This window comes from Longibaculum muris (genome assembly GCF_004343035.1).
In the GTDB taxonomy this organism is placed as follows: Bacteria; Bacillota_I; Bacilli_A; order Erysipelotrichales; family Coprobacillaceae; genus Longibaculum; species Longibaculum muris.
On the sequence record NZ_SMCQ01000024.1, the window covers coordinates 17,647 to 38,892 of the forward strand.

The following is a 21,246-nucleotide window of genomic DNA, read 5'->3' on the forward strand; positions in this document are numbered from 1 at the left end:
TTTTTATTTGTCTTAAAAAATAGTATAATAGTATGCAGGAGGAAAAAATGATGCAAAATGGTGTAATGATGCAATATTTTGAATGGTATTTAGAAAGTAATCCTCATCTTTGGAAACTTTTAAAAGAAGATGCAAAGCATCTTAAAGAAATTGGGATAACAGCAGTCTGGATGCCACCTGCTTTTAAAGGAATTGGTGGTATTCATGATGTTGGATATGGGGTTTATGATATTTATGATTTAGGGGAATTTGATCAAAAGGGAACAATTCGCACAAAATATGGAACAAAAGATGAATATTTAGATGCTATTGAGGCTCTACATCAATATGGTTTACAAGTTTATGGCGATATTGTTTTAAATCATAAAATGGGTGCTGATGGAAATGAATTTGTCAAAGCCTATGAAGTTAATCAATATAATAAAAATCAAGTGATTAGTGATGAAGAATTAATCGAAGTTCCAACGCTTTTTACCTTCCCTAATCGTCATCAGATGTATAGTGATTTTACCTGGAATTGGACATGTTTTGATGGAATTGATTATGATATTTTGTCAAAGCGTCATGCAACATTTTTGTTTAAAGATAAGAATTGGGATAGTCAAGTTGATGATGAAAATGGAAATTTTGATTATTTAATGGGGGCTGATATTGATTTTTCAAATCCACATGTTGTAGCAGAATTAGAGAATTGGGGACAATGGTATTTATCAATGACTCATCTTGATGGATTAAGATTGGATGCAGTTAAACATATTGGTGCTCATTTTTATAAAGATTGGATTCGTGAAATAAGAGTCCACTATCAAAAAGAATTATTTACTGTAGGGGAGTATTGGCATGGAGATATTCATCATTTATTAAATTATTTAAATGAAGTTGAAGGTGAAATGTCTTTATTTGATGTTCCTTTGCATTATCATTTTTATGAAGCTTCACATAGTTTTGGACAGTATGATATGTCAAAGATTTTTGAAGGAACATTGGTGGATAGTGCGCCCAATCAGGCTGTCACTTTTGTTGATAATCATGATACACAACCTTCACAAGGATTACAGTCATGGGTTGAAGATTGGTTTAAACCACTAGCTTATGCATTGATTTTACTGAGAAAAGATGGGTATCCTTGTGTTTTTTATGGCGATTATTATGGGATTCCACATTCTCAAATCAAAGGACAATCTGATGTTTTAGATTGCTTATTATGGTTAAGAAAAGAATATGCTTTAGGAAAACAAGATGATTATTTTGATGATTCAAGTGTTATTGGATGGGTTCGTTATAGTGAGCAACGCTCATTAGCTTGTATTATGAGTGATAGTGTTGGAGGAACCAAGGATATGTATGTCGGTGAACGTTATGCTGGAAAAATATTTTATGATGCCTTAGGTTATTGTCAAAATCAAGTTGTGATTGATCAACAAGGGCATGGTCTTTTTAAGTGTCAGGGAGGAAGTGTCAGTGTCTATATTTGTCAGGAGGAAAATAATGGATAAGAAAAGCTTGCTTTCTGTTCATTTGGCTGTTTTGTTATTTGGAACCTCAGGAGTTTTTATTAAAATTATTCCAATGTCAGCGTTATTGCTGACATTAGGACGAGGAATTTTTTCAGCCTTGGCACTTTATGCTTTCATTCATTTTCGTGAATATTCATTACGTCTTGAACGTTTACGCGATTATTTTTGGAATTTATTGGCAGGAATCTTTTTAGCGATGCATTGGTTTTTATTTATTATGTCAATCCAAATCTCAACTGTTTCAATTGGAACCATTACCTTTGCCACTTACCCTTTATTTGTTGTGTTTTTAGAACCATATGTCTTTAAGGAAAAGTTTCAACTCAAGAATTTATTAAATGTTGTTATGATTGCTATAGGGATTGCTTTTCTGATTCCTGCTTTTGAGTTAAACAATGCCACAACTTTAGGAATCTTATATGGCTTAGGCAGTAGTTTTTGTTTTGCTATACTTTCAATTATTAATCGTCGTTTAGCTGCCTTATATGATAGTGTTGTCATTACTCTATATGAACAAACTGTTGCTGCTTGTCTGATGACGATTTTGATTTCTATTATAAAACCAACAGTTCATGAAGGAACAGTACTTGATTTTTTTCATTTGATTATTTATGGTGTTGTTTTTACTGGATTAGCTCACTCTTTATATATTCAAGGATTAAAAGGAATCAAAGCACAGACAGCCAGTATTATTTCAGTATTAGAACCTGTTTATAGTATTGTTTTAGCCATTGTCTTTTTACAGGAAAGAATGAGTTATCAAGAAATGATAGGGACATTTATTATTTTTGTTACTGTTATGATTGCAACTTTACAAAATAGTGTTGATGAAAAAACATAAAATCCATTTCAAACGAAATGGATTTTAAAGTATAATACTGAAATATAAGAGAGTAAAACATAAAGTTAAGACGGCAGCAAATTCAACGATGTTTAAAATCATTTGTTCTTGCTTTTGATTCACTCCTTTTTTCTTTGCTTCATAAAGAAGTTGATATGTTATCATGAGTGGAATAAGATTGAGTATGCTTAAAAGTGAAGTAAACAAGGAGAAAATAGCAAAAGCAAGAGTCGGTATATAAAATTCGTTTTTAATGTGTTCCATATCATCACCTTCTTCACTTATATTATATAAAAACTGAAGAAATGGACTATCAAGAGTATCTTAATATTATGTTAATTTTATTTAAATTCACATAAACAGTATATAACAGTTGACAAGTGTTATATACTGTTATATACTGTTAGTGAACAGAGGAGGAGAATTATGAAGATTATTATTAATAATTCATCTATGCAGCCTATTTATGAACAGCTCATAGAACAAATTAAAACCATGATTATTCATGGTGAACTCAAAGAAAATGATAATTTACCATCTGTTCGTTCTTTATCAAAAGAATTAAAGATTAGTGCTTTAACGGTCAAGAAAGCGTACGATAATCTTGAAAGTGAAGGTTTTGTATCAACGATTCATGGAAAAGGAACTTATGTCAAAGGCGCTAATCAAGAGATTTTAAAAGAAGAACAAAGAAAAGAAGTCGAAACTGATTTGGAAATGGCCATCCAAAAAGGTCGTAGATGCAACATGAGTGATGAAGAAATAAGTGAATTATTTCATTTGATTATGGAGGAGTAAACAATGTTAAAACTTACAAATGTTACAAAACGTTATGATCAATTTACCTTGAATTGCTCTTTAGACGTACAACCTGGATGTGTGACTGGTCTCATTGGACAAAATGGTGCTGGGAAAAGCACAACATTTAAAGCTATTTTAGATTTGATTTCAATTGATGATGGTAATATTCAAATCTTTGATTGTCCTAATCAACACTTATCAATGAAATATAAACAACAAATTGGCGTTGTTTTATCTGATAGTGGATTCAGTGAATATCTGACAATTCAATCAATTATACCTATTATGGATGCTTTATATGATCGTTTTGAAAAACAACAATTTATACAAAGATGTCAACAATTTAATTTACCACTAAAAAAACAAATCAAAGATTTTTCAACAGGGATGAAAGCCAAATTGAAAGTTCTATTAGCATTATCATATCATGCAAGGTTATTGATTTTAGATGAACCTACTGCAGGATTGGATGTTATTGCAAGAGAGGAACTTTTAGATATACTAAGGGACTATATGGCTCAAGATGAATCATGTTCAATCTTGATTAGCTCACATATTTCTAGTGATTTAGAAGGCTTATGTGATGATTTATACATGATTGATAAAGGAAGTATTATTCTCCATGAAGATACGGATGTTTTATTAAGTGATTATGCTATTTTAAAGGTTGATGAACAACAATATGCTTCCCTTGATCATCAATATATTTTAAGATTTCGTAAAGAAAATTATGGATATTGTTGTTTAACAAATCAAAAACAATATTATTTGGATAATTATCCATCATTAGTTATTGAAAAAGGTTCAATTGATGATGTAATTACAATGATGATAAGAGGTGAAAAAGCATGAAAGGATTATTAATTAAAGATTTTCAATTACTTAAAAATCAAAAATCATTTTTCGTTGTCTTTATTGCAATGGCAGTTATCTTTTTGGTGACTGATATGATGAGTCAGGACTTCTTAGTAAGTTATGTAAGCTTCTTGAGTATTATTATGATGGTGAGTAGTATGACTTATGATGAATTTAATAATGGGTTAAGTTATTTAATGACACTACCAACAACGAGAAAGAAATATGTTCAAGAAAAATATGTCTTTGGCTTTATTCTTCTTTTCATTGCATGGGTTTCTACTTTCTTAGCAACAACTGGTTTTTATCTTGGTAAGGGAGAATTAATTTCTTTATCTGATTGGCTGTTATCTTGTTTTATGATTTTGTTATGTGCTGTCATCATGATACAATGCGTTTTACCTTTACAATTAAAGTTTGGTCAAAACAAAGGTAATATAGCCATGGCATTAATTGTTGGAGTTCTCTTTGCCATTGGTTTTATTGTGATGAGTATTGTAAAACTTTTTGATATAGATTTAACTTTCTTAATGCGTATGATTTCACAAATAGATTTATTTCAAATAATTGTTATTATGATTGGGGTAGTTATTATTGTTGGATTCATCTCATATCGTATTAGCCTTAAAATTATGTACAAAAAAGAATTGTAAAATAAAAAACAACTTTTTCATGAAGTTGTTTTTTTATGCTTTTTTCTTTTTTAAAACAAAAGTTGCAATAATAATGATAACAAGCATGACTGCAGCACAGATTCCAGCTGTTGACCATAATTCAGGTTTAGCATAAGCCTTAGAAACGATTGCAATCTTTCTTATTAATATAGCAAGTGCGTAACCAGAAGTTGCAGCACCAATAAGTGCAAGGACTGCTTTAAACCATTTTGGGAATACTTCTGTAAACAAAATTGCAGTTATTAAGCAAATAAGTGCAATAAAAGCACAAATGACAAAATGCATAGAGAAACCTCCTTTATATACATCATTTAAAATACCATAAATAGCCAAAGATTGCAATATAATTGTGAACACATAGATGGAATAATATCGGAATTTTTGTGTAAAATGTAGAATTATGAAAACGTTTATGATAAACTATAAGGGCAAAGAAAAGAGGTAGATTATGAGATTTAATAGAAACAAAAGATATACTTATTATAGTTCGTATTCATCTTCAAGGAGACAAAGAGTACGTTGGGATAGAATTGCAATAATTGCAGGGGCAATTGTTGTTGTCGTAGGCATTGTTATTTGGTTTAATTTAAGTCGTATTAAGTTAATGTTTAAAGGTTATTCATTTGGTCAACAAAATGATATTTTATCTTTAGATAGTCAGCAAGTTTCAGAAATTTTATCACATGATAAAATGACACATATTCAAGATTGGATTAAAACAAGTCAAAATGTTAAATTCTATGATGAGTATGAAGAATATTATACAATCCATGATGATTTAAAAGTTAAAGTTGTTGTTTCAACAGTAGATAAGATTTTTAGTAATCAAGCATCTAAATTAACAAGTTTAGGTTATAGTGATGATGAAATATGGAAAGTCTTAGAAACTGCCAGTATTGATGATTTAGATTATTTGATTACAAAGCAATATACTTATGATCAAATTAAACCTTATATGCAAGTGAAAGGTTTTGCTTTCCAAGATATGGAAAAGTATATGAAAGTATATGCACAAAAACAAAATTATAACTATGCTGTATTATCAACAACATATCCTTTCATTATTTCTGAAAATAAAGTAACAAGAAGTTATACAATCCAAAATCCTGATGATATTTTAACATTGGTTAAAAAAGGATTTCAGTTAGCTGATACATATGTGCCAAAAGATTTAGTTCAACCTAATATTCCAGTGGCACCTGATTGTGATAATTCAAAAATGCGTAAAGAAGCTGCAAAAGCATTAGAAGAAATGGCAAAAGAAGCGAAGAATTTAGGCTATGAATTAGCAATTAATAGTGCTTATCGTTCATATGCAGATCAAAAGAAAACATATGATGATTATTTCAAGAAATATGATGCCATCACAGCAGCAAGTTTAGTTGCCCTTCCAGGAGCAAGTGAACATCAAACTGGTTTAAGTGTTGATTTAACAAGTACAAGTGTCATTCAAAAGAAAGCTAAAGGTGATGTCGCTGTTTTTGGTGATAGTGAAGAAGGAAAATGGGTTGAAAAGAATGCTTATCGTTTTGGTTTTGTCTTACGTTTCCCACTTGATAAATCAAATATTACTGGGATTAGAAATGAACCATGGCATTTTAGATATGTAGGTAAAGAAGCAGCAAAGACAATGCATGACAATAATTGGCTGTTAGAAGAATATTGTTTATATGAAGGAATTATTCCACAAATTAAAGAAAATAAATAATCTAGGGATTTCCCTAGATTATTTTTAGGAGAAAGATATGAAAACATTAATTACAACTTTAAATTCTAAATTTATTCATACATCATTATCATTAAGATTATTATATGTTGCTTGTTATCATCAATTTGATATTGATTTTAAAGAATATACAATTAAAGATTCTTTAGAACATATTGTTGATGATTTATTATCAATGAAATTAGATGTTTTGGCTTTTTCTTGTTATATTTGGAATATTGAATATATCAAGTCACTTTGTTCAATGTTAAAACAAAGACAACCACAGCTTTGTATTATTTTAGGTGGACCAGAAGTGACTTATGAACCAGCTTATTTTTTAGAAAATTATGCTATTGATTATGTAATAAGTGGAGAAGGAGAAAAAGCTTTTCCAATGTTATTAGAAGCTATTGAAAAGGATTTGGATAAGAATATAAGTGGTGTTAGCTATTTAGGTCATGTGACAAATGAAGTTGCAATGGTAGATTTAAGTTATGTAGAATCATTAGATTCACCTTATCATTTAAAACAAGATCAAGCGAATATGGCTAAACGTATTTTATATTTTGAAACAAGTCGTGGATGTCCTTTTCAATGTCAATATTGTCTTTCTTCATTAGAAAAAGGTTTAAGATTTTTTAGTGAAGATTATTTAAAGAAACAATTAGATATTATTTGTCATAGTGGAGCTAAGACAATTAAACTTTTAGATCGTAGTTTTAATGCTGATGCAAAACATGCAATTATGATTTTAGATTATATTTTTCAAAACTATCAGGAAGGACAACAATTTCAATTTGAAATTAATGCTGATGTTTTAGATCAAAGAATTATTGATTTCATTAAAGAGAAAGCTCCTAAGAATTTATTAAGATTTGAAATTGGTATTCAATCAACCTATGAACCAACCAATCGTGCAGTTAAGAGAATTCAAAACTTTGAACGATTAAGTGATGTTGTTCAACAATTAATGAAGGATGGAAAATGTGATTTGCATCTTGATTTAATTGCCGGACTACCTTATGAAGATTATAATCGCTTTGCTCAATCATTTGATGAAGTCTTTGCATTTCGGGCTAAAGAATTGCAATTAGGTTTCTTAAAACTATTAAGAGGAACTTCATTACGCCATGATGCACAAGATTATGGTTATGTTTATCAAGCAGAACCGCCTTATGAAATGATAGAAAACCATTGGATGAAAAAAGCAGATATTGAAAAGATTCATATGGCTGAAGATATGTTAGAAAAATATTGGAATAGTGGACGTTTTGTAAGAACAATGAATAAAGTGATGGACCAACAAACTTCACCATTTGATTTTTTCTATCAGTTCGCTTGTTTTTATCAAGATCATCATTATAAAAAAATAGGTTATCAGTTAGATGAATTGTTTATTTACTTAGATCAATATTTATCAGATGATTATCATGAATTACTGATTCAAGATTATTTATCCTTATTTAAAGTTAAACCAAAAAGATGGTATCAACCAACTTTAAGTGCAACTTCTAGAAAAGAAGTGATTAGGACTTTAGCTGAAAAATACCAACTTGATCAAGAGTTGTTGTTTAGATATGCGATTGTTGAGAAATTACAGGAGGGTTATCTTGTGGTGATTTATAAAGACTATCAATGTAAGATGGATATTTATAAATAACATAAGAAATGATAAGTCCAGCAATAAAAGAGAATATCATATCTTGCATGGTATCATGGACACCGGTTGTATAGTGTCTTGAAGCATCATAGTTAAAAAGAATCAAGCCACTGTATTCAAAAACTTCCCATAAAAAAGCGATTGCCATTTCGACACAGTTCATCATAAGATAAAGGTATTTCTTTTCTGGAATGTGATTTTTTAAGGTGAAATAAGCCAAAATAACAAAAATAGCACCGGATAAAAAATGCATACATTTATCATAGTAAGGGAAATTATAAAATTGACAACTTGTTCCTAATACTTGAGTAAGATAAACATAAATGAGATATTCTGTTTGATAAAGCTTATTTTTAACAAACAAAAGAGGAGCTAATAAAATTACAGAAATGAAAAGTGTATATTGGAAGTGTGTGAATCCAATATAAAGAATAGTTAAGATATAAATGGTTAAAGTTATTTGATATATTTTTTTCATAGTTCTATTATAGAAAAAATAAATGAATTTATTCATGGAGGAAAGAAAAATGTTATCGATGGTGGATTATGTTCATGAAAGAATACAATCATATCCTAAAGATTTAATAGGTGTAGATTTTACTATGGGGAATGGTCATGATACAGTTTTTTTAGCTGATTATTGTTCATATGTTTATGCTTTTGATATCCAAAAAGAAGCGCTTGAAAAAACTAAACAGTTATTAAAAGAAAAAAATAATGTCCAATTGATTTTAGATGGACATCAAAATATGGATCAATATATCACTTCTTTTGATATTGGTATTTTTAATTTAGGCTATTTACCTTTAGCTGATCATCATGTGACAACCTTATTAAAAACAACGCAAATGGCTATTAAAAAAGCACTTGCTAGTGTTCAACAGGTTTTATTTATTGTTGTTTATCCTGGACATGAAGAAGGTTATAAAGAAAGTTTATGGATAGATGACTATGTTTGTCAATTAGATAGCCATCAATGGAATGTTTCAAGTTATAAAATGTTAAATAAAAATCAAGCTCCTTATGTGATTGAAATACAAAAAAAGTCAGTATAATCATTTTGAATTGTTTCAAACTAATCTTGAAAGAAGGTGAAAAACCATGAGTTCAAGATCAAAACGATTACTTGTTCCTGAAGCCAAGAAAGAGATTGATAAAATGAAATTTGAAATTTCTGATGGTGTTCATCATCAAGGTGAAGCAATGTGTGATATTTGTGGCTCTGTTGGTGGTACGATTACGCGAAAACTTGTAGAACTAGGAGAAGAACAGTTAAAAAGACAAAATAAATAAGCAGGGTTTCCTGCTTATTTATTAACATAAGATGTATTTAAAGTCACCCTGAGATACAGAGTAAATTAAATCTTCTGGGGCATCTTTACAGAAATGGAATAATTGACCATCTTCAATTGTTCCATTCCAAGTTGCAACAACAGTGATATCTTCACTTAATTCTTTTAAGAAGGCTAATAAATCAATTTTATTATTCTTTGCATAAAGAATTTTTTTATTATCTAATAATAATACTTTTTGATGATAAGTTGATAAGAAATTTTTCATTTCATGCATTAATTGTTCGCTAGGTGTATGGGTAAATATTTTATCTAAATCAACAATTGGAACGCCTGTTTCTTGACTATATTCACGAATTAATTTAGATTTTCCACTTCCTGGTTTACCAATAATGAGTAAAAGCTTATGTTGAGCATCACTTAATTCCTCTATTTTCTTATTCATATCCATTGCTATCTTCTCCTTTTTATATGTTTATCTGTCTTTATTATAGCATTAATTGTAAGCGTTTTCTACGAATAAAGAAAAGATTTTTGAAAAAGAAAAATGCAGCAATAAAACTGCATTATTTTTGTTCTTCAATACAAAGAATCAATTGTCCAAGTAATGTATATTCTTGTAAATCATCAACCTTAATAATTTCAGGAATATATTGTTTTGGTAGATAATTTTCCATTTCTTTTTTTAATTCCTGAATATGCGGTATCATGGTACAGCATAGAATAACGACCTCAGGACTCACCATACTGACAATACTTGTAATTGTTTTAGCAACTAGTTCTAAAGCTCCTTCAGGAGTTTTAGCCAAAGAAATACGATCATTAGAAAGATCCATTGGTAAATACTGAGTTTCACCGGCTAAATGAAAACGTCCTCTAACTAATTGTCCATTAATAATAATACCCGTTCCAGAAAAATAATTGCTTGGTTGAAAGAGAAATGCCAGGGAAGTATATTTTTTTTGTGAAGCATAATAACCTACCGCAGCTGTATTGACATCATTACCAAAAACAAAGGTTTGTTGATAACGTGCATTTAATAAAGATAATAAATTGCAATCTTCTAAACCATTTACATTTGCTGAAACAATACAACCATCATTGATAATACCAGGCATAGAAATACCTACAGTATGAATATCAGGATATTGTAAAAGAACGGTATCAATGACATCATATAAATCTTGAATACAAGTTGTTGGTTTAATAATTTCATTATCTAAAAGGATAGTGTTTTGTTCATCATATAAACGATAAGCAATATGAACTCTTAAACTATTTCTAAAAATGGATAATGAAAGTATTTTTGTGTTATTGTGGGTTGCAATTTGTAAAGGTAGAGGTGTTGCACTGCTTTGATCTTTACGACTTTGTTTTTTATCTAAAGCCGATTGAATTAAAGCTAAGGTTGCAGCTACATCATATTTTGCAAATACATGCGGAGGTATTTTAATAACAATTTGTTCCTTTAGAATTTCTTGAACTTTTGCATGCATATATGAAATTTGAGGAGCTAACATAATAATATCATATTGATCACCAACATTAAAAAGTTCATTGTATCCAATTGCAGTGATTTCATAATTATAATATAATAATTGACTCGCTTCATTTAATTTAGAAGCAAAATAAGATGTTGTTAAACCACCACTACAACTTAAAAGAATTTTTATCTTTGGTTTTTCAACAAGTTGTTGAATATTATCCATCATTTCTTTAAATAACTCAGTAGCATGTTTCATTGTTTTCATTTGGAAGTGAAGATAGAATTCAATTTCTTGAGTTGTTGTATTTGTTACACTAAGTTCAATGATATTCATACGATTAAATATAATTTCACTATAACTATAATTTGTTTCAATCACAATAATATTATCATGTTTTTCATCTAAATGAATACGACAATGTGATTGATCTTGAATTAAAATCCATTCCTTAAAAATCATTGTATGAATATCCCTTAAGAATTCATCCATAATTCATCACCTCTTAGTATCATTATAAAGTGAAATACATATTTTTTAATGATTTTTACTGTTTTTGAAAAAATTTTTTCAAAAATATTTCTTTTTACTAAAAAGAGTGAGATTATTTTATCTAATTAAGAAAGATAATCAATAAAAAAATAACATGTGTTAATTTATCAATGAAATCAAATACAATTAACGGAAGAATAAGATGAAATATTTTATAGTTTACAAATTTAGTATATATTTCTTGATTAATTATCTTGAATTTTTTAGAAATTTTTATTATCATATTGTTCAATGAAACAGGATAATTAATCAAACTTTGGTCGGGGAGATTATTATCCTTTTTTCTTTCTATATCCTTAGCATAACAAAATGAAAAGGTGGGATTTCACTCTTTGAGTAAAAGGCCACCAGTAATCTTAATGTGAGGGTAAACTCCATCTAAAATTATTTAGTCTCACTAATTAAATTAAAGTATCTTTATTAATATTATTGAAAAGAGAAAATGATTCTATTGATTAATTCTTAATATTATCAAATCCTCTCCTTAATTTAGGTATTTTCTTTTTCTAACTAGGGTAATAACCATTACGAGTTTTCAAGTGTTTTATTTTTTAAATACTGAAAAATCATAATAATGATCATTACTTTGTATACCTACATAATCCATCATATAAAATCCAAAATCACCTAATAAAATATTGCCAGTTAAAAAAGTTGCCATTTCACTATTTAAAAATAACAATGGTTTTACCATCTCTTGAACATCTGCTAATCGTCCTGCAACACCATCTGTCTTTAATAATTCTTCTTTCAATCCATCAGCAATCATTTTTTCTGTCATAGCAGTTAAAGTACTGCCAGGCAATAAAACATTGATACGAATGTTATGTTCTCCAAATACTTTTATTTTTTTCATAGCATGGTAGATAATTGCTCTTTTAGATAAAATATATGAAGCACCATCTACCATATGCTTTTTATTCAATTTTTCTAACTCTACATTGACAGCATCCCAGCCATTCATATCTGCAATATTTTGATATTCATATATGTATTCTTTCCAATAAACACCCGCCATTGAAGATATAATAGCAATTGCACCATTTGAATTCATTTTTTTTAAAGCATAATAATCTAAAATATATTGGTTTGCAGTAAAATTAACATGGAATACTGTTTCAAAAGAGAATCTTTTATCTGCTGAAATTCCTGCTACTAAAAATAATTTATCTATTTTATCAGGAATAAGTTCAAAAGCCTCATCAATAGATTTTTGAAATTCTAAATTAACTTTTATATAATGTATACCTTTCATTTGGGGATCAATAATATCTAAGCCATATATTTCTGCTCCTAAATGAATCAGTTCCTCACATAGACATCTCCCTATTCCTGAAGCCGCTCCAGTAACAACACATATTTTATCTTTATAATTTAAATAATCTTTCATCCTTATCTCCTAGTACCATTAAATATTTTCTGACATAACTTTTCTTGGGCGTAAAAAGAAAAAAGTACCAAACATTAGAAATGCAATTGAACTAATTATAAACATATAACGAACATTTCCATCTGATATGTTCATAAATTGTCCTATGAAAGAAAAAACATATACAGAGATAGTAGGAACAATTGTAGAACAAGCAAAACCTACACCCAACGCAGTTGATAATTGAGAACTTTTTGTAACTCTACTTAGAGAGTCCATACAATAAGTAACAAAGGTCATATATCCAAATCCGGATAAGACATTACCTATATAAAGCAAAAGAAGATTTTCAGCTAAAGCTACACAAAGAAAACCACAAGCAATACATAGTAGGGTTGTTCCAAAAAGACGTTTTTTAAATATTTTTAACAAATAGCTAAAAACAAAACCACTAATAAAACAAGCAAACGAATGAACAGAAGATACATAGCCTGCATCTACCGAACTTCCCATTCCTTCTGTAACAATAATATTGGACATATAGACAAGAATAGGATAAAGGAAAAAGATAATAACACCTTGTGCAATAATGAAAAAACATGTATCGTGACTCCAATTTATACCTTTTTGTTTTTGGGATATTTCATCTTGCTGTGGAGGAGTAGGCATAATCATTACGCAAAACATTGGCAATAAGACTATTAAATGATATAACCACATCATTCTAACAGAAATATTGACTAGCCATCCACCTATTAAAATAATAATCATGGAAGAAAGTCCTGATACACTTGATCCATATCCTAACATTTTTGATCTTTTTTCATCTTGATAAAAAGCTGAAATACAAGAAGCTCCCATAGGCATGAAAATCCCATACGCAAAGCCAACCATAGCTCTTAAAAATATTAAAACATAAATATGACATTCTATAAAAAAGGGAGTCAAACCACCTACGAGTGCAAAGCCAAATGCAATAAACATTGTTTGTTTAAACCCTATCTTTTTGACAAATGTACCGCTTAATAAATTGCCCGGCATACTAGCTAACATACAGATTGTTGAAACCATCGTAATTGTTGATAAAGAAACATCAGGGTATAACTCTCCTAAACTTGCTAGAGCTGGATTGATGCCAGATGTGATACATTGTAAAATATAAATTGACAATACACAAATAGCTAATACTGAACCTGATATTTTTGAGTCCTTCATTTTTCCTATGCCTCCATCCTATAAGACTTCAGATAAATCAGGATAACCATAAAGACTAATTCCTCCATCACAAGTTAAACTTACACCTGTAATATATGAAGCATCATCAGATAATAGGAATCTTGCTGTTGTAGCAAATTCTTCAGGCTTACCAAAACGTTCCATAACAATGTTTTTATAAGCAACTTGGCATGCGTTATAATTTTGAGTAAGAACTTTAATAGAAGGTGTATCTGTTAAACCAGGATTAATTGCATTGACTCTTATTTGTGGTCCTAGTTCCATTGCAGCAACTTTTACAAGTTGTGCGATTGCTCCTTTCGATGAACAATAGGCAGCATTTTCTTTCACAGGAACAAATGAGTTAATGGAAGATGTAACAACTATAGCACCTTTTCCTTGTTCTTTCATATATTTTCCAACTGACTTAATAGCTCTTGCAGCTCCGAAAACATTCAATTCAAAAACCCATTTCCATGAATCAATATCATCATCTAATATTAAAGCACTATGTCCTGCACCTGGTTGATACAACATCATATCAATACATCCAAATTTTTGTATTGTTTGTTCAGCTGCTTTGATAATGTCTTTTTCTTGAGTACAATCAACAGGTATAAATATGGCTTCACCTCCCTCAGCAATAATTTCTTGAACTACTTTTTCTCCTTGACTGTTTTGAAGATCAGCTATTACTACTTTTGCACCATCTTTTGCAAATAATTGCGCTGTAGCTTTACCCATTCCTGAAGCTGTTCCAAAATCTAAGAAAACTTTTTCTTCAAATCGTTTCATATTTTTATCCTCCTTCTATCTTTTATTATAGATAGGAAGTTCATATTTTTACAATTTACGAAAATGAGAATCGTTTCCTCTTTGAACAAAAAATTCAATCATATCATTACTCAACTCAATTAACTTCTTAATTTCTTCAACTGGTAAATCATCATCATACAATGAATCCCATCTTTGAAAATATTCTTGACTAATCAAATATAATATTTTTCCAGCAATATCTATTTCATCTTGATCAAGATGTCGATGAGCTTGTTTTAATCTTTTTAGTAAGATATTCTTTCTTCCTTGAATAGATTGTCGATAAAAATAATTTTGTGGTGAATTATAATCATTTGATAATACAAGATTAGAACTTATTTCTTTATGAGTGCTTCTTAATACAAAGAAAATATCATGAAGAATCGGAATTGATAATAAATCAGTATTATTAAGTCCTTCATCACCTTTTGCTAATTTTTTATAATAATCATTTATTGAAATGGTTTCAGAAACAAGTTTATCATATAAGTATTGTGCTAAATCATATTTGTCTTTAAAATGATTATAAAAAGTTTTCTTACTTAATCCTACATATTCACAAATTTTCTCTACACGAATATCATCTATACTCTTATTTTTTAAAAGATCATATAACCCATAAGCTAAGATTGATTTTGTATCCATTAATTCTTTCATCTCCTATAAAGTATTTTGAAAACAGTATAACACTGGCTCATCTATTAAAGATATATTTTTTATAAAATGAAAAGAGAAATTGATTTTATTATTTAATACTCAATATTTTTCAATCATATTTTTGATTTAAATCTTTTCTTACTCTTATTATAATAAGAACTTTTTTGACTCATATAAGTTATAGTAAATGCAACAACTACCCATAATATATCTCTAGTAAAGAAGTCACAGAATGCATTACCCACAAAAATGTTTGTTGAATATATTGCAACCACAATAATCATAATTGTCGTTGTTGATATTAATATCTTATTATTTTTGCAACCATTTCATTTTTTTCAGTTTCTCTTTCATTCTTTTGTCTTCTTTCAATAATTTATCAATACTGATTTGATAAAGGTCACTTAAATTTATAATGTTAATAATATCTGACAAAGATTTTCAATTCTTACAATTTGATATCGTTTGCCTTGAAATAATAATTTTCTCAGTAACTTGTTGCTGTGTTAAATCAGCATTTGCTATAGCTTTTTTCATCTCAATTTCCATATATGAGCCCTCCATCTAAAATGATAATAATTCTTTTTTTAAAATTCATCTATTAATAGGTTTTGACACTCCTTTAAAAACATTGTCAAAAATCTTTTATAAGCCAATAAATTTTAATTTGTAAAAAAAGATTACTTCTGGATTAACCTATATTATAAACTTATTTTAATGGAAAGTCTTTAACTACCGAATTTTCTTTTTCTAAAAATTTATAAACTTTATCATTAACTTAGGCAATTGGATTGTTGTTGATGATTGTATACGATTTATTGTTAATCAGATTAGGGGCCTCTACAATATAACCATCATTTATTTACTTGATTAATATTATTTTTGTTTGAAAGTATACCTTGTTTGTCTTTTGTCTTAGAAAATAGGGGGAGATTTTGAATTTAGATTTAGCATAATAGATGGTTGATGTTTGTCATTCCCTACTCATATACTACATTACTATTCTACACAGGCAATAAATGCATATTCAATTTCAACTTTTTGACTAATAGTTCCTTCTTGAGTAACTTTTTTCGTGGATAATGATTTTAGATATTAATTTATGAACTAACTCATAATTCAGATCACTAATATGTTTGCATCTTTCAATAAGACTAATCCATTAACTGATATTATGCATACTATCATTTTGTTTAGCTAAATCTTGATAAGTTATAAAGTTAACACCGATTCTCATTGTATTCACCTCCTATCTGGGGGTATAATAAAATCACATAGAATATGTTTATTTAGTATTTCTAAAATTAATTTATCGTAAGATATACTAAATATCAGCATTTAGTGCGATAAAAGTTTACTTGATAATGAAGAAAGGAGATTTTTAGTTTTTTTGCTGATTACATAAAGTCCTTGAGACTTAAGAATAGCTATACTCAATCTCAGTTAGCATGACGGTTGGAGTAATTAAGAAGATTGAAAGAGGTGCAACGTAATATCCTAGCACGAAAGTATTATCTGCTTTAGCTGAATTAGAGAATAACCAAGAGATAGATATTTTACAATTGATTATTTTTGGATGAATAGAAGGGTTTTATCAAAAAAAGATTTTGAGTTTGTTAATAATACTCAAAAATATCTAACATATATGTATATGAATGAAGTATTAATGAAATTTTCCAATATATAATTTAAAAGACTATAGGAAAATGCAATATGTTGAAAAATTAATAAAAAAAGATTCATCTTACAATATTTTGGTAGATACATTAGAAAAATATTAAATAGATATAGAACAATTAAATGATAGGAATTATATTGTTTCTATTTTTGTAGGAGTAATATCAACATTAATTTCAATTGATCAAAAATTTAAAGGAGTAACTGTGTTATGTAATGCTAATAACAAGAAGATGTTGAAATTTTTAATGCTTTGAAAACATTTATTACGGAAATGATAAGAATATCAATATTAGTTGTTCTGTTTGATGATGAAGAAGTTAAGGTCATTAATGAACATAAAATGTGTTAATTAAGAAAGGATGATTATGATGAAAATAATTGCATTTACTGGAGCAGGAATATCAAAACAGTCAAACATTCCAACGTTTATGGAAAGACCGGATGTCAGAGAAAAGTTATTTAGAAGTTATGCTGAAAAACATCATGAAGAATATAATGAAGTGATTAGACAATTAAAAGCAAATATGAATGGAGCAAAGCCTAATGATGCTCATAAGGCATTGGCTGAATATAAGATTCCAATCATTACAATGAATATAGATGGATTACATAAACTTGCTGGAAGTGATGCTTTGGAATTACATGGGGGATTACCTGAAGATGATGAGATGGACAAGGCTTATTCTTTATATAATAAGCCAGTCTTATATGGTGATCCAGCCCCAAATTATCAAAAAGCCTATGAAATGGTTTATGATTTAAATCCTGATGATATTTTTATTGTAGTTGGATGTTCATTTCATACAGCGATTGCTTGTGATTTAAGAGAAGTCGCTAAATCTAGAGGAGCAAGAATTATTGAAATACAAGAAGATGCTGCTCATAATGTAAGAATTGTATTAGAAAAATTAATAAAAAAGTAAGAAGGGGTGTCCATCATGAAATTGTATTATGGAAGTAGTGTGATTGTAGAGGAACCAAGAATTTTTACGAATGGGAATTATAAAGATTTCGGGTATGGTTTTTATTATACAGTTATTGAAAAGTAGGCAAAGCGTTGGGCTATTACAAAAAGAAATGCTCATATTGTCAATATTTATGATTATGATATTGTTGAAGTACCAATGGCTGATGATACAATTTAGAATTATGTTGAAGACTTTGTAAAAGATAATATTTCTAGAACAGCATTCTGGGAATTGGTAAAGTTCAAGTATCCAACTCATCAAATTGTATTTTGCACTGAAGCAGCTTTAAAGCAAATCAGTTACGAAGGGAGCTATTCACTATGACAAATAAATATTTTGAAGATGAAGCAATTACTGAAAATGATTTGTTTTTTGTCTGTTACATGATTGAACGAGTAGCAAGAAAACTTCATCAACACAATAAATATGTAGTCAATACAATTGGATATGATGAACTCTATCATTTAATGAGTGTAGCAAATGTATTGCATAGTTCAAATCCAAAACAAGTTGAAGAAGATTGGATCAATGATTATATGTTGGAAAAAGGGGATTTTGATATTACTCTTGTTAATCGAGAATTGTGTGATAAAATTCCTACAGAATTAGATATGGGAAAAGTTTATTCAAGATTAATTGTTGACACAGCATTGCCTAATGAAGATTATGTTTCAGGAATCATTCGTGTCTACAATAATGAAATTTGCGAAACAATTGATAACTATAATGGTAGTGCATATTATGAACCATCATATGTTATTGCTAGAGCATACAATGAAGGTGGATTTTAATTTAGAAAGGAATGATTTTAATGGATAAGATCAACCCAGAGGAAGCTATGAAAGAATTAACACTCATGTTAATGTATCTTTCAAGATTTACTGGAGAAAAAGATTTTTATAATGCCCAGTATTATTCAACTTGGAAAGGATATAGTTTTCATGTTATTAATGAGTTAGTTGATAATGAATACGTTTTTGATGGAAAACATCCATCAAGAACAAAATCTGTTACTTTTAGCGAAAAAGGATTAGCAGAAGCACAAAAATTATTAGAAAAATATCATATTGATGATTGGAAAAAATAATCTGAACAAAAAAATCAAGGCATTAAACCTTGATTTTTTGATCATTTAATAATCTGTCTCTTTTGTTTTTGTAGTGTTGTAGTTGTTGACAGATTTGTTTTTTCATTTGTGATGTTAAGTATTCAGCACTAATGATTGATGAGACTAACGAAAGTATAACAGAAATAGGCATCAAATAAACGAAGAAAAAGTCATCACTTAAAAAGTATAAGACAAATAATATCATCGCAAAAATAATTGCTTTTTTTAAACTTCGCATACCTAAAAAATGATTATACATTTCTTTACGAATATTTCGATAAGTATCTTGTAATATAGATATAATTTCTGAACATTTTTCAATTGTTAAATCGTAATCATTGACATTAGCATGAATATCTATTTTAATAGGCATTATTTGCACCTCCATTTGACTACGAACACTATTATAGCACGCTTTTAAAAAAAATAAAGACATTTACTAGTAATAAAAAAAGGTGTATACTCATTATTGGTGAGAAAAATGAAAGCAATTCGACATTTTAGAACAATAACTAAGCATAAAATCAAAGTTATGACATTATGTTTTCGTATAGGTTTATATAAACAAGGATTATTGCATGATTTGTCAAAATATGCACCCTGTGAATTTTTGACTGGAGCAAGATATTATCAGGGAACAAAATCGCCTAATTCTGTTGAACGTGAAGATAAAGGCTATTCACTTGCTTGGCTACATCATAAAGGTAGAAATAAACATCATTGGGAATTTTGGGTAGATTTTACTCGACAAGGATTACTTCCAGCCCGAATGCCAAAACGTTATGTTTTAGAAATGTTTTGCGATCGCGTTGCTGCAAGTATGACATATCAAGGGAAGAATTATTCAGATAAATTTCCTTTAGCTTATTATAAACGAGGAAAACATACATATATCATGCATCCTGATTCTCGAGCATTATTAGAAAAATTACTTTATTATTTAGATGATCATGGATTGGATGCAACAATTGATTATATTAATTCACGAGATGATTTAAAACGAGACTGATTTTTTCAGTCTCGTTTTGTACATGATTCTCTTTCAATTAAAAAGCATGGTAATTGAATACGTACAGGTGAAATATTTTCATTACGTTTAAACGCATCAAATAACATTCTTGCTCCCATATATCCCATATCGAACGTTGGGGCAAAAATCGTTGTAAGAGGCGGTGATGTATAATTAGCTGTATCAATATTATCAAAGCCAATAATAGAAACATCTTGGGGAACTTTCATTCCATTTTGATGTAGGGCTCTTAAGGCTCCAATCGCAATTGGATCACTAGCAGCAAAAATAGCTGAAGGAACTTGCTGAGCTTGAATCAGATCATTCATCATTGTAAAACCTGATTCAATTGAAAAGGCATCTTCTTTTATATAAGGTTGATATTTTATGTTGTTTTCTTCACAAAAACGAATAAAATATTTTTTTCTTACATCTGGATAAAGTTCACTATCAGTATATTCCTTACCACCTAGATATCCAATACTCTTATGTTGAAAAGAAACTAAATATTCAATAACACATTTCATAGCATTCTTAAAATCTAAAACAATGCTGCATTCATGAATCGGATCAATATTCATATCTAAAAAGATTAAATTAGGACAAATCTTTTTAAAAATATCCATATCTTTATGACTGTATTTTCCAATACAAACAAGTCCTTCAATCCCTTCTAAAGAAGCAAGATAATCAATATCTGTACGAAATGCTCTTTTAATAACAATCTTATTTTGAAAACAAAATTCTTCAACTCCTTGACGAATTGATAAATAATAAGGGTCCTCAGTTTCTTGAATTGGAGACAACCATTGAATAATTCCTATCGTCATAACAGTTTCATCAAATTTTCTTTTTTTCTTGACATATCCTAATTGCTTTGCGGCATCAAAAACTTTCTGTCTTGTTTCTAAGGGAACATTTAATGACATATCATTGTTTAAAATCCTTGAAACACTTGCACTCGAAACCCCAGCAAGCTTAGCAATATCTTTAATTGTAGCCATATTCTCACATCCTTAGTACCATTCTATCATTTAGTA

26 protein-coding genes and 1 pseudogene are annotated in these 21,246 nt (G+C 28.9%); 15 read left to right on the top strand and 12 right to left on the bottom strand.

Annotated elements, in window-relative coordinates; all coding sequences use genetic code 11:
- Positions 1 to 50: 50 nt before the first annotated feature.
- Positions 51 to 1,496: an alpha-amylase gene (locus EDD60_RS13020; protein WP_066444629.1), complete on the top strand. Its 1,446-nt coding sequence runs from the start codon at positions 51 to 53 to the stop codon at positions 1,494 to 1,496.
- Complete coding sequence (locus EDD60_RS13025) at positions 1,489 to 2,358, top strand: DMT family transporter (protein ID WP_066444628.1); 870 nt, start codon at positions 1,489 to 1,491, stop codon at positions 2,356 to 2,358. Before EDD60_RS13020 ends, EDD60_RS13025 begins: the two co-directional genes overlap by 8 nt.
- A 24-nt stretch (positions 2,359 to 2,382) precedes the next feature.
- On the opposite strand, the gene EDD60_RS13030 is transcribed toward EDD60_RS13025, so the two are convergent.
- Complete coding sequence (locus EDD60_RS13030) at positions 2,383 to 2,622, bottom strand: hypothetical protein (RefSeq protein ID WP_066444625.1); 240 nt, start codon at positions 2,620 to 2,622, stop codon at positions 2,383 to 2,385.
- A gap of 162 nt (positions 2,623 to 2,784) precedes the next feature.
- Here EDD60_RS13030 and EDD60_RS13035 point away from each other — a divergent pair, with 162 nt between their 5' ends.
- From EDD60_RS13035 to EDD60_RS13045, 3 genes are read left to right on the top strand one after another with little or no spacing between them, the layout of a single operon-like run.
- On the top strand, positions 2,785 to 3,156 hold the full coding sequence (locus EDD60_RS13035) for a GntR family transcriptional regulator (protein WP_066444623.1): 372 nt from the start codon (positions 2,785 to 2,787) through the stop codon (positions 3,154 to 3,156).
- A 3-nt stretch (positions 3,157 to 3,159) separates the two neighbouring features.
- Positions 3,160 to 4,011: an ATP-binding cassette domain-containing protein gene (locus EDD60_RS13040; protein WP_066444621.1), complete on the top strand. Its 852-nt coding sequence runs from the start codon at positions 3,160 to 3,162 to the stop codon at positions 4,009 to 4,011.
- Positions 4,008 to 4,667: an ABC-2 transporter permease gene (locus EDD60_RS13045; RefSeq protein ID WP_066444619.1), complete on the top strand. Its 660-nt coding sequence runs from the start codon at positions 4,008 to 4,010 to the stop codon at positions 4,665 to 4,667. The genes EDD60_RS13040 and EDD60_RS13045 overlap by 4 nt, the downstream gene beginning before the upstream one ends.
- A gap of 33 nt (positions 4,668 to 4,700) precedes the next feature.
- On the opposite strand, the gene EDD60_RS13050 is transcribed toward EDD60_RS13045, so the two are convergent.
- Complete coding sequence (locus tag EDD60_RS13050) at positions 4,701 to 4,973, bottom strand: hypothetical protein (protein ID WP_066444616.1); 273 nt, start codon at positions 4,971 to 4,973, stop codon at positions 4,701 to 4,703.
- A gap of 163 nt (positions 4,974 to 5,136) precedes the next feature.
- On the opposite strand from EDD60_RS13050, the gene EDD60_RS13055 reads away from it, so the two are divergent.
- On the top strand, positions 5,137 to 6,396 hold the full coding sequence (locus EDD60_RS13055) for a M15 family metallopeptidase (protein ID WP_066444613.1): 1,260 nt from the start codon (positions 5,137 to 5,139) through the stop codon (positions 6,394 to 6,396).
- A 37-nt stretch (positions 6,397 to 6,433) separates the two neighbouring features.
- Complete coding sequence (locus EDD60_RS13060) at positions 6,434 to 8,056, top strand: B12-binding domain-containing radical SAM protein (RefSeq protein ID WP_066444611.1); 1,623 nt, start codon at positions 6,434 to 6,436, stop codon at positions 8,054 to 8,056.
- Here EDD60_RS13060 and EDD60_RS16745 read toward each other — a convergent pair.
- Entirely contained in the window at positions 7,968 to 8,570 is a 603-nt protein-coding gene (locus EDD60_RS16745; protein ID WP_082787334.1) for a DUF2238 domain-containing protein, read from the bottom strand. The two genes, EDD60_RS13060 and EDD60_RS16745, sit on opposite strands and share 89 nt — an antisense overlap.
- A 13-nt stretch (positions 8,571 to 8,583) precedes the next feature.
- On the opposite strand from EDD60_RS16745, the gene EDD60_RS13070 reads away from it, so the two are divergent.
- Both EDD60_RS13070 and EDD60_RS13075 read left to right on the top strand, forming a co-directional pair.
- A complete protein-coding gene (locus EDD60_RS13070) occupies positions 8,584 to 9,111 on the top strand; it encodes a tRNA (mnm(5)s(2)U34)-methyltransferase (protein ID WP_066444605.1) in 528 nt (175 codons plus the stop codon).
- A 46-nt stretch (positions 9,112 to 9,157) separates the two neighbouring features.
- Entirely contained in the window at positions 9,158 to 9,349 is a 192-nt protein-coding gene (locus tag EDD60_RS13075; RefSeq protein WP_132226488.1) for an alpha/beta-type small acid-soluble spore protein, read from the top strand.
- A gap of 21 nt (positions 9,350 to 9,370) precedes the next feature.
- On the opposite strand, the gene brxF is transcribed toward EDD60_RS13075, so the two are convergent.
- The 7 genes from brxF to EDD60_RS16750 all read right to left on the bottom strand — a co-directional run bounded on the left by brxF (position 9,371) and on the right by EDD60_RS16750 (position 16,600).
- The gene (gene brxF, locus EDD60_RS13080) at positions 9,371 to 9,799 is read right to left on the bottom strand and encodes a BREX-3 system P-loop-containing protein BrxF (RefSeq protein WP_066444601.1); all 429 of its coding nucleotides are present in this window, start codon (positions 9,797 to 9,799) and stop codon (positions 9,371 to 9,373) included.
- 115 nt (positions 9,800 to 9,914) lie between these two features.
- Entirely contained in the window at positions 9,915 to 11,324 is a 1,410-nt protein-coding gene (locus EDD60_RS13085) for an ROK family protein (RefSeq protein WP_066444598.1), read from the bottom strand.
- Positions 11,325 to 11,928: 604 nt separating this feature from the next.
- Positions 11,929 to 12,774, bottom strand: coding sequence for an SDR family NAD(P)-dependent oxidoreductase (locus tag EDD60_RS13090; RefSeq protein ID WP_066444595.1), 846 nt, complete (start codon positions 12,772 to 12,774; stop codon positions 11,929 to 11,931).
- 18 nt (positions 12,775 to 12,792) lie between these two features.
- Positions 12,793 to 13,968 (bottom strand): MFS transporter, encoded by a 1,176-nt coding sequence (locus tag EDD60_RS13095; protein ID WP_066444592.1) that lies wholly within the window; start codon positions 13,966 to 13,968, stop codon positions 12,793 to 12,795.
- An 18-nt stretch (positions 13,969 to 13,986) separates the two neighbouring features.
- Positions 13,987 to 14,763 (bottom strand): SDR family NAD(P)-dependent oxidoreductase, encoded by a 777-nt coding sequence (locus EDD60_RS13100; protein ID WP_066444589.1) that lies wholly within the window; start codon positions 14,761 to 14,763, stop codon positions 13,987 to 13,989.
- Between the two features lie 48 nt (positions 14,764 to 14,811).
- Complete coding sequence (locus EDD60_RS13105) at positions 14,812 to 15,429, bottom strand: TetR/AcrR family transcriptional regulator (RefSeq protein ID WP_066444586.1); 618 nt, start codon at positions 15,427 to 15,429, stop codon at positions 14,812 to 14,814.
- 1,057 nt (positions 15,430 to 16,486) lie between these two features.
- Complete coding sequence (locus EDD60_RS16750) at positions 16,487 to 16,600, bottom strand: DUF4368 domain-containing protein (protein ID WP_082787337.1); 114 nt, start codon at positions 16,598 to 16,600, stop codon at positions 16,487 to 16,489.
- An 886-nt stretch (positions 16,601 to 17,486) separates the two neighbouring features.
- On the opposite strand from EDD60_RS16750, the gene EDD60_RS13115 reads away from it, so the two are divergent.
- The 5 genes and pseudogenes from EDD60_RS13115 to EDD60_RS13130 all read left to right on the top strand — a co-directional run bounded on the left by EDD60_RS13115 (position 17,487) and on the right by EDD60_RS13130 (position 19,176).
- Positions 17,487 to 18,044, top strand: a complete 558-nt coding sequence (locus EDD60_RS13115) for a Sir2 family NAD-dependent protein deacetylase (protein WP_066444582.1) — start codon at positions 17,487 to 17,489, stop codon at positions 18,042 to 18,044.
- Between the two features lie 15 nt (positions 18,045 to 18,059).
- Positions 18,060 to 18,170 (top strand): DUF3990 domain-containing protein, encoded by a 111-nt coding sequence (locus EDD60_RS16490; RefSeq protein ID WP_243646687.1) that lies wholly within the window; start codon positions 18,060 to 18,062, stop codon positions 18,168 to 18,170.
- 108 nt (positions 18,171 to 18,278) lie between these two features.
- Positions 18,279 to 18,413: pseudogene (locus EDD60_RS16755) on the top strand (DUF3990 domain-containing protein); the annotation flags it as partial.
- Positions 18,410 to 18,880 (top strand): hypothetical protein, encoded by a 471-nt coding sequence (locus EDD60_RS13125; protein ID WP_066444579.1) that lies wholly within the window; start codon positions 18,410 to 18,412, stop codon positions 18,878 to 18,880. The pseudogene EDD60_RS16755 and the gene EDD60_RS13125, both read left to right, overlap by 4 nt.
- 20 nt (positions 18,881 to 18,900) lie before the next feature.
- Entirely contained in the window at positions 18,901 to 19,176 is a 276-nt protein-coding gene (locus tag EDD60_RS13130) for a DUF6429 family protein (RefSeq protein WP_066444835.1), read from the top strand.
- Positions 19,177 to 19,198: 22 nt separating this feature from the next.
- Here EDD60_RS13130 and EDD60_RS13135 read toward each other — a convergent pair whose 3' ends face one another.
- Complete coding sequence (locus EDD60_RS13135; RefSeq protein WP_066444576.1) at positions 19,199 to 19,570, bottom strand: hypothetical protein; 372 nt, start codon at positions 19,568 to 19,570, stop codon at positions 19,199 to 19,201.
- A gap of 108 nt (positions 19,571 to 19,678) precedes the next feature.
- Here EDD60_RS13135 and EDD60_RS13140 point away from each other — a divergent pair, with 108 nt between their 5' ends.
- A complete protein-coding gene (locus tag EDD60_RS13140) occupies positions 19,679 to 20,206 on the top strand; it encodes a DUF5662 family protein (protein ID WP_066444573.1) in 528 nt (175 codons plus the stop codon).
- Positions 20,207 to 20,211: 5 nt separating this feature from the next.
- On the opposite strand, the gene EDD60_RS13145 is transcribed toward EDD60_RS13140, so the two are convergent.
- On the bottom strand, positions 20,212 to 21,210 hold the full coding sequence (locus tag EDD60_RS13145; RefSeq protein WP_066444566.1) for a LacI family DNA-binding transcriptional regulator: 999 nt from the start codon (positions 21,208 to 21,210) through the stop codon (positions 20,212 to 20,214).
- Between the last annotated feature and the right edge of the window lie 36 nt (positions 21,211 to 21,246).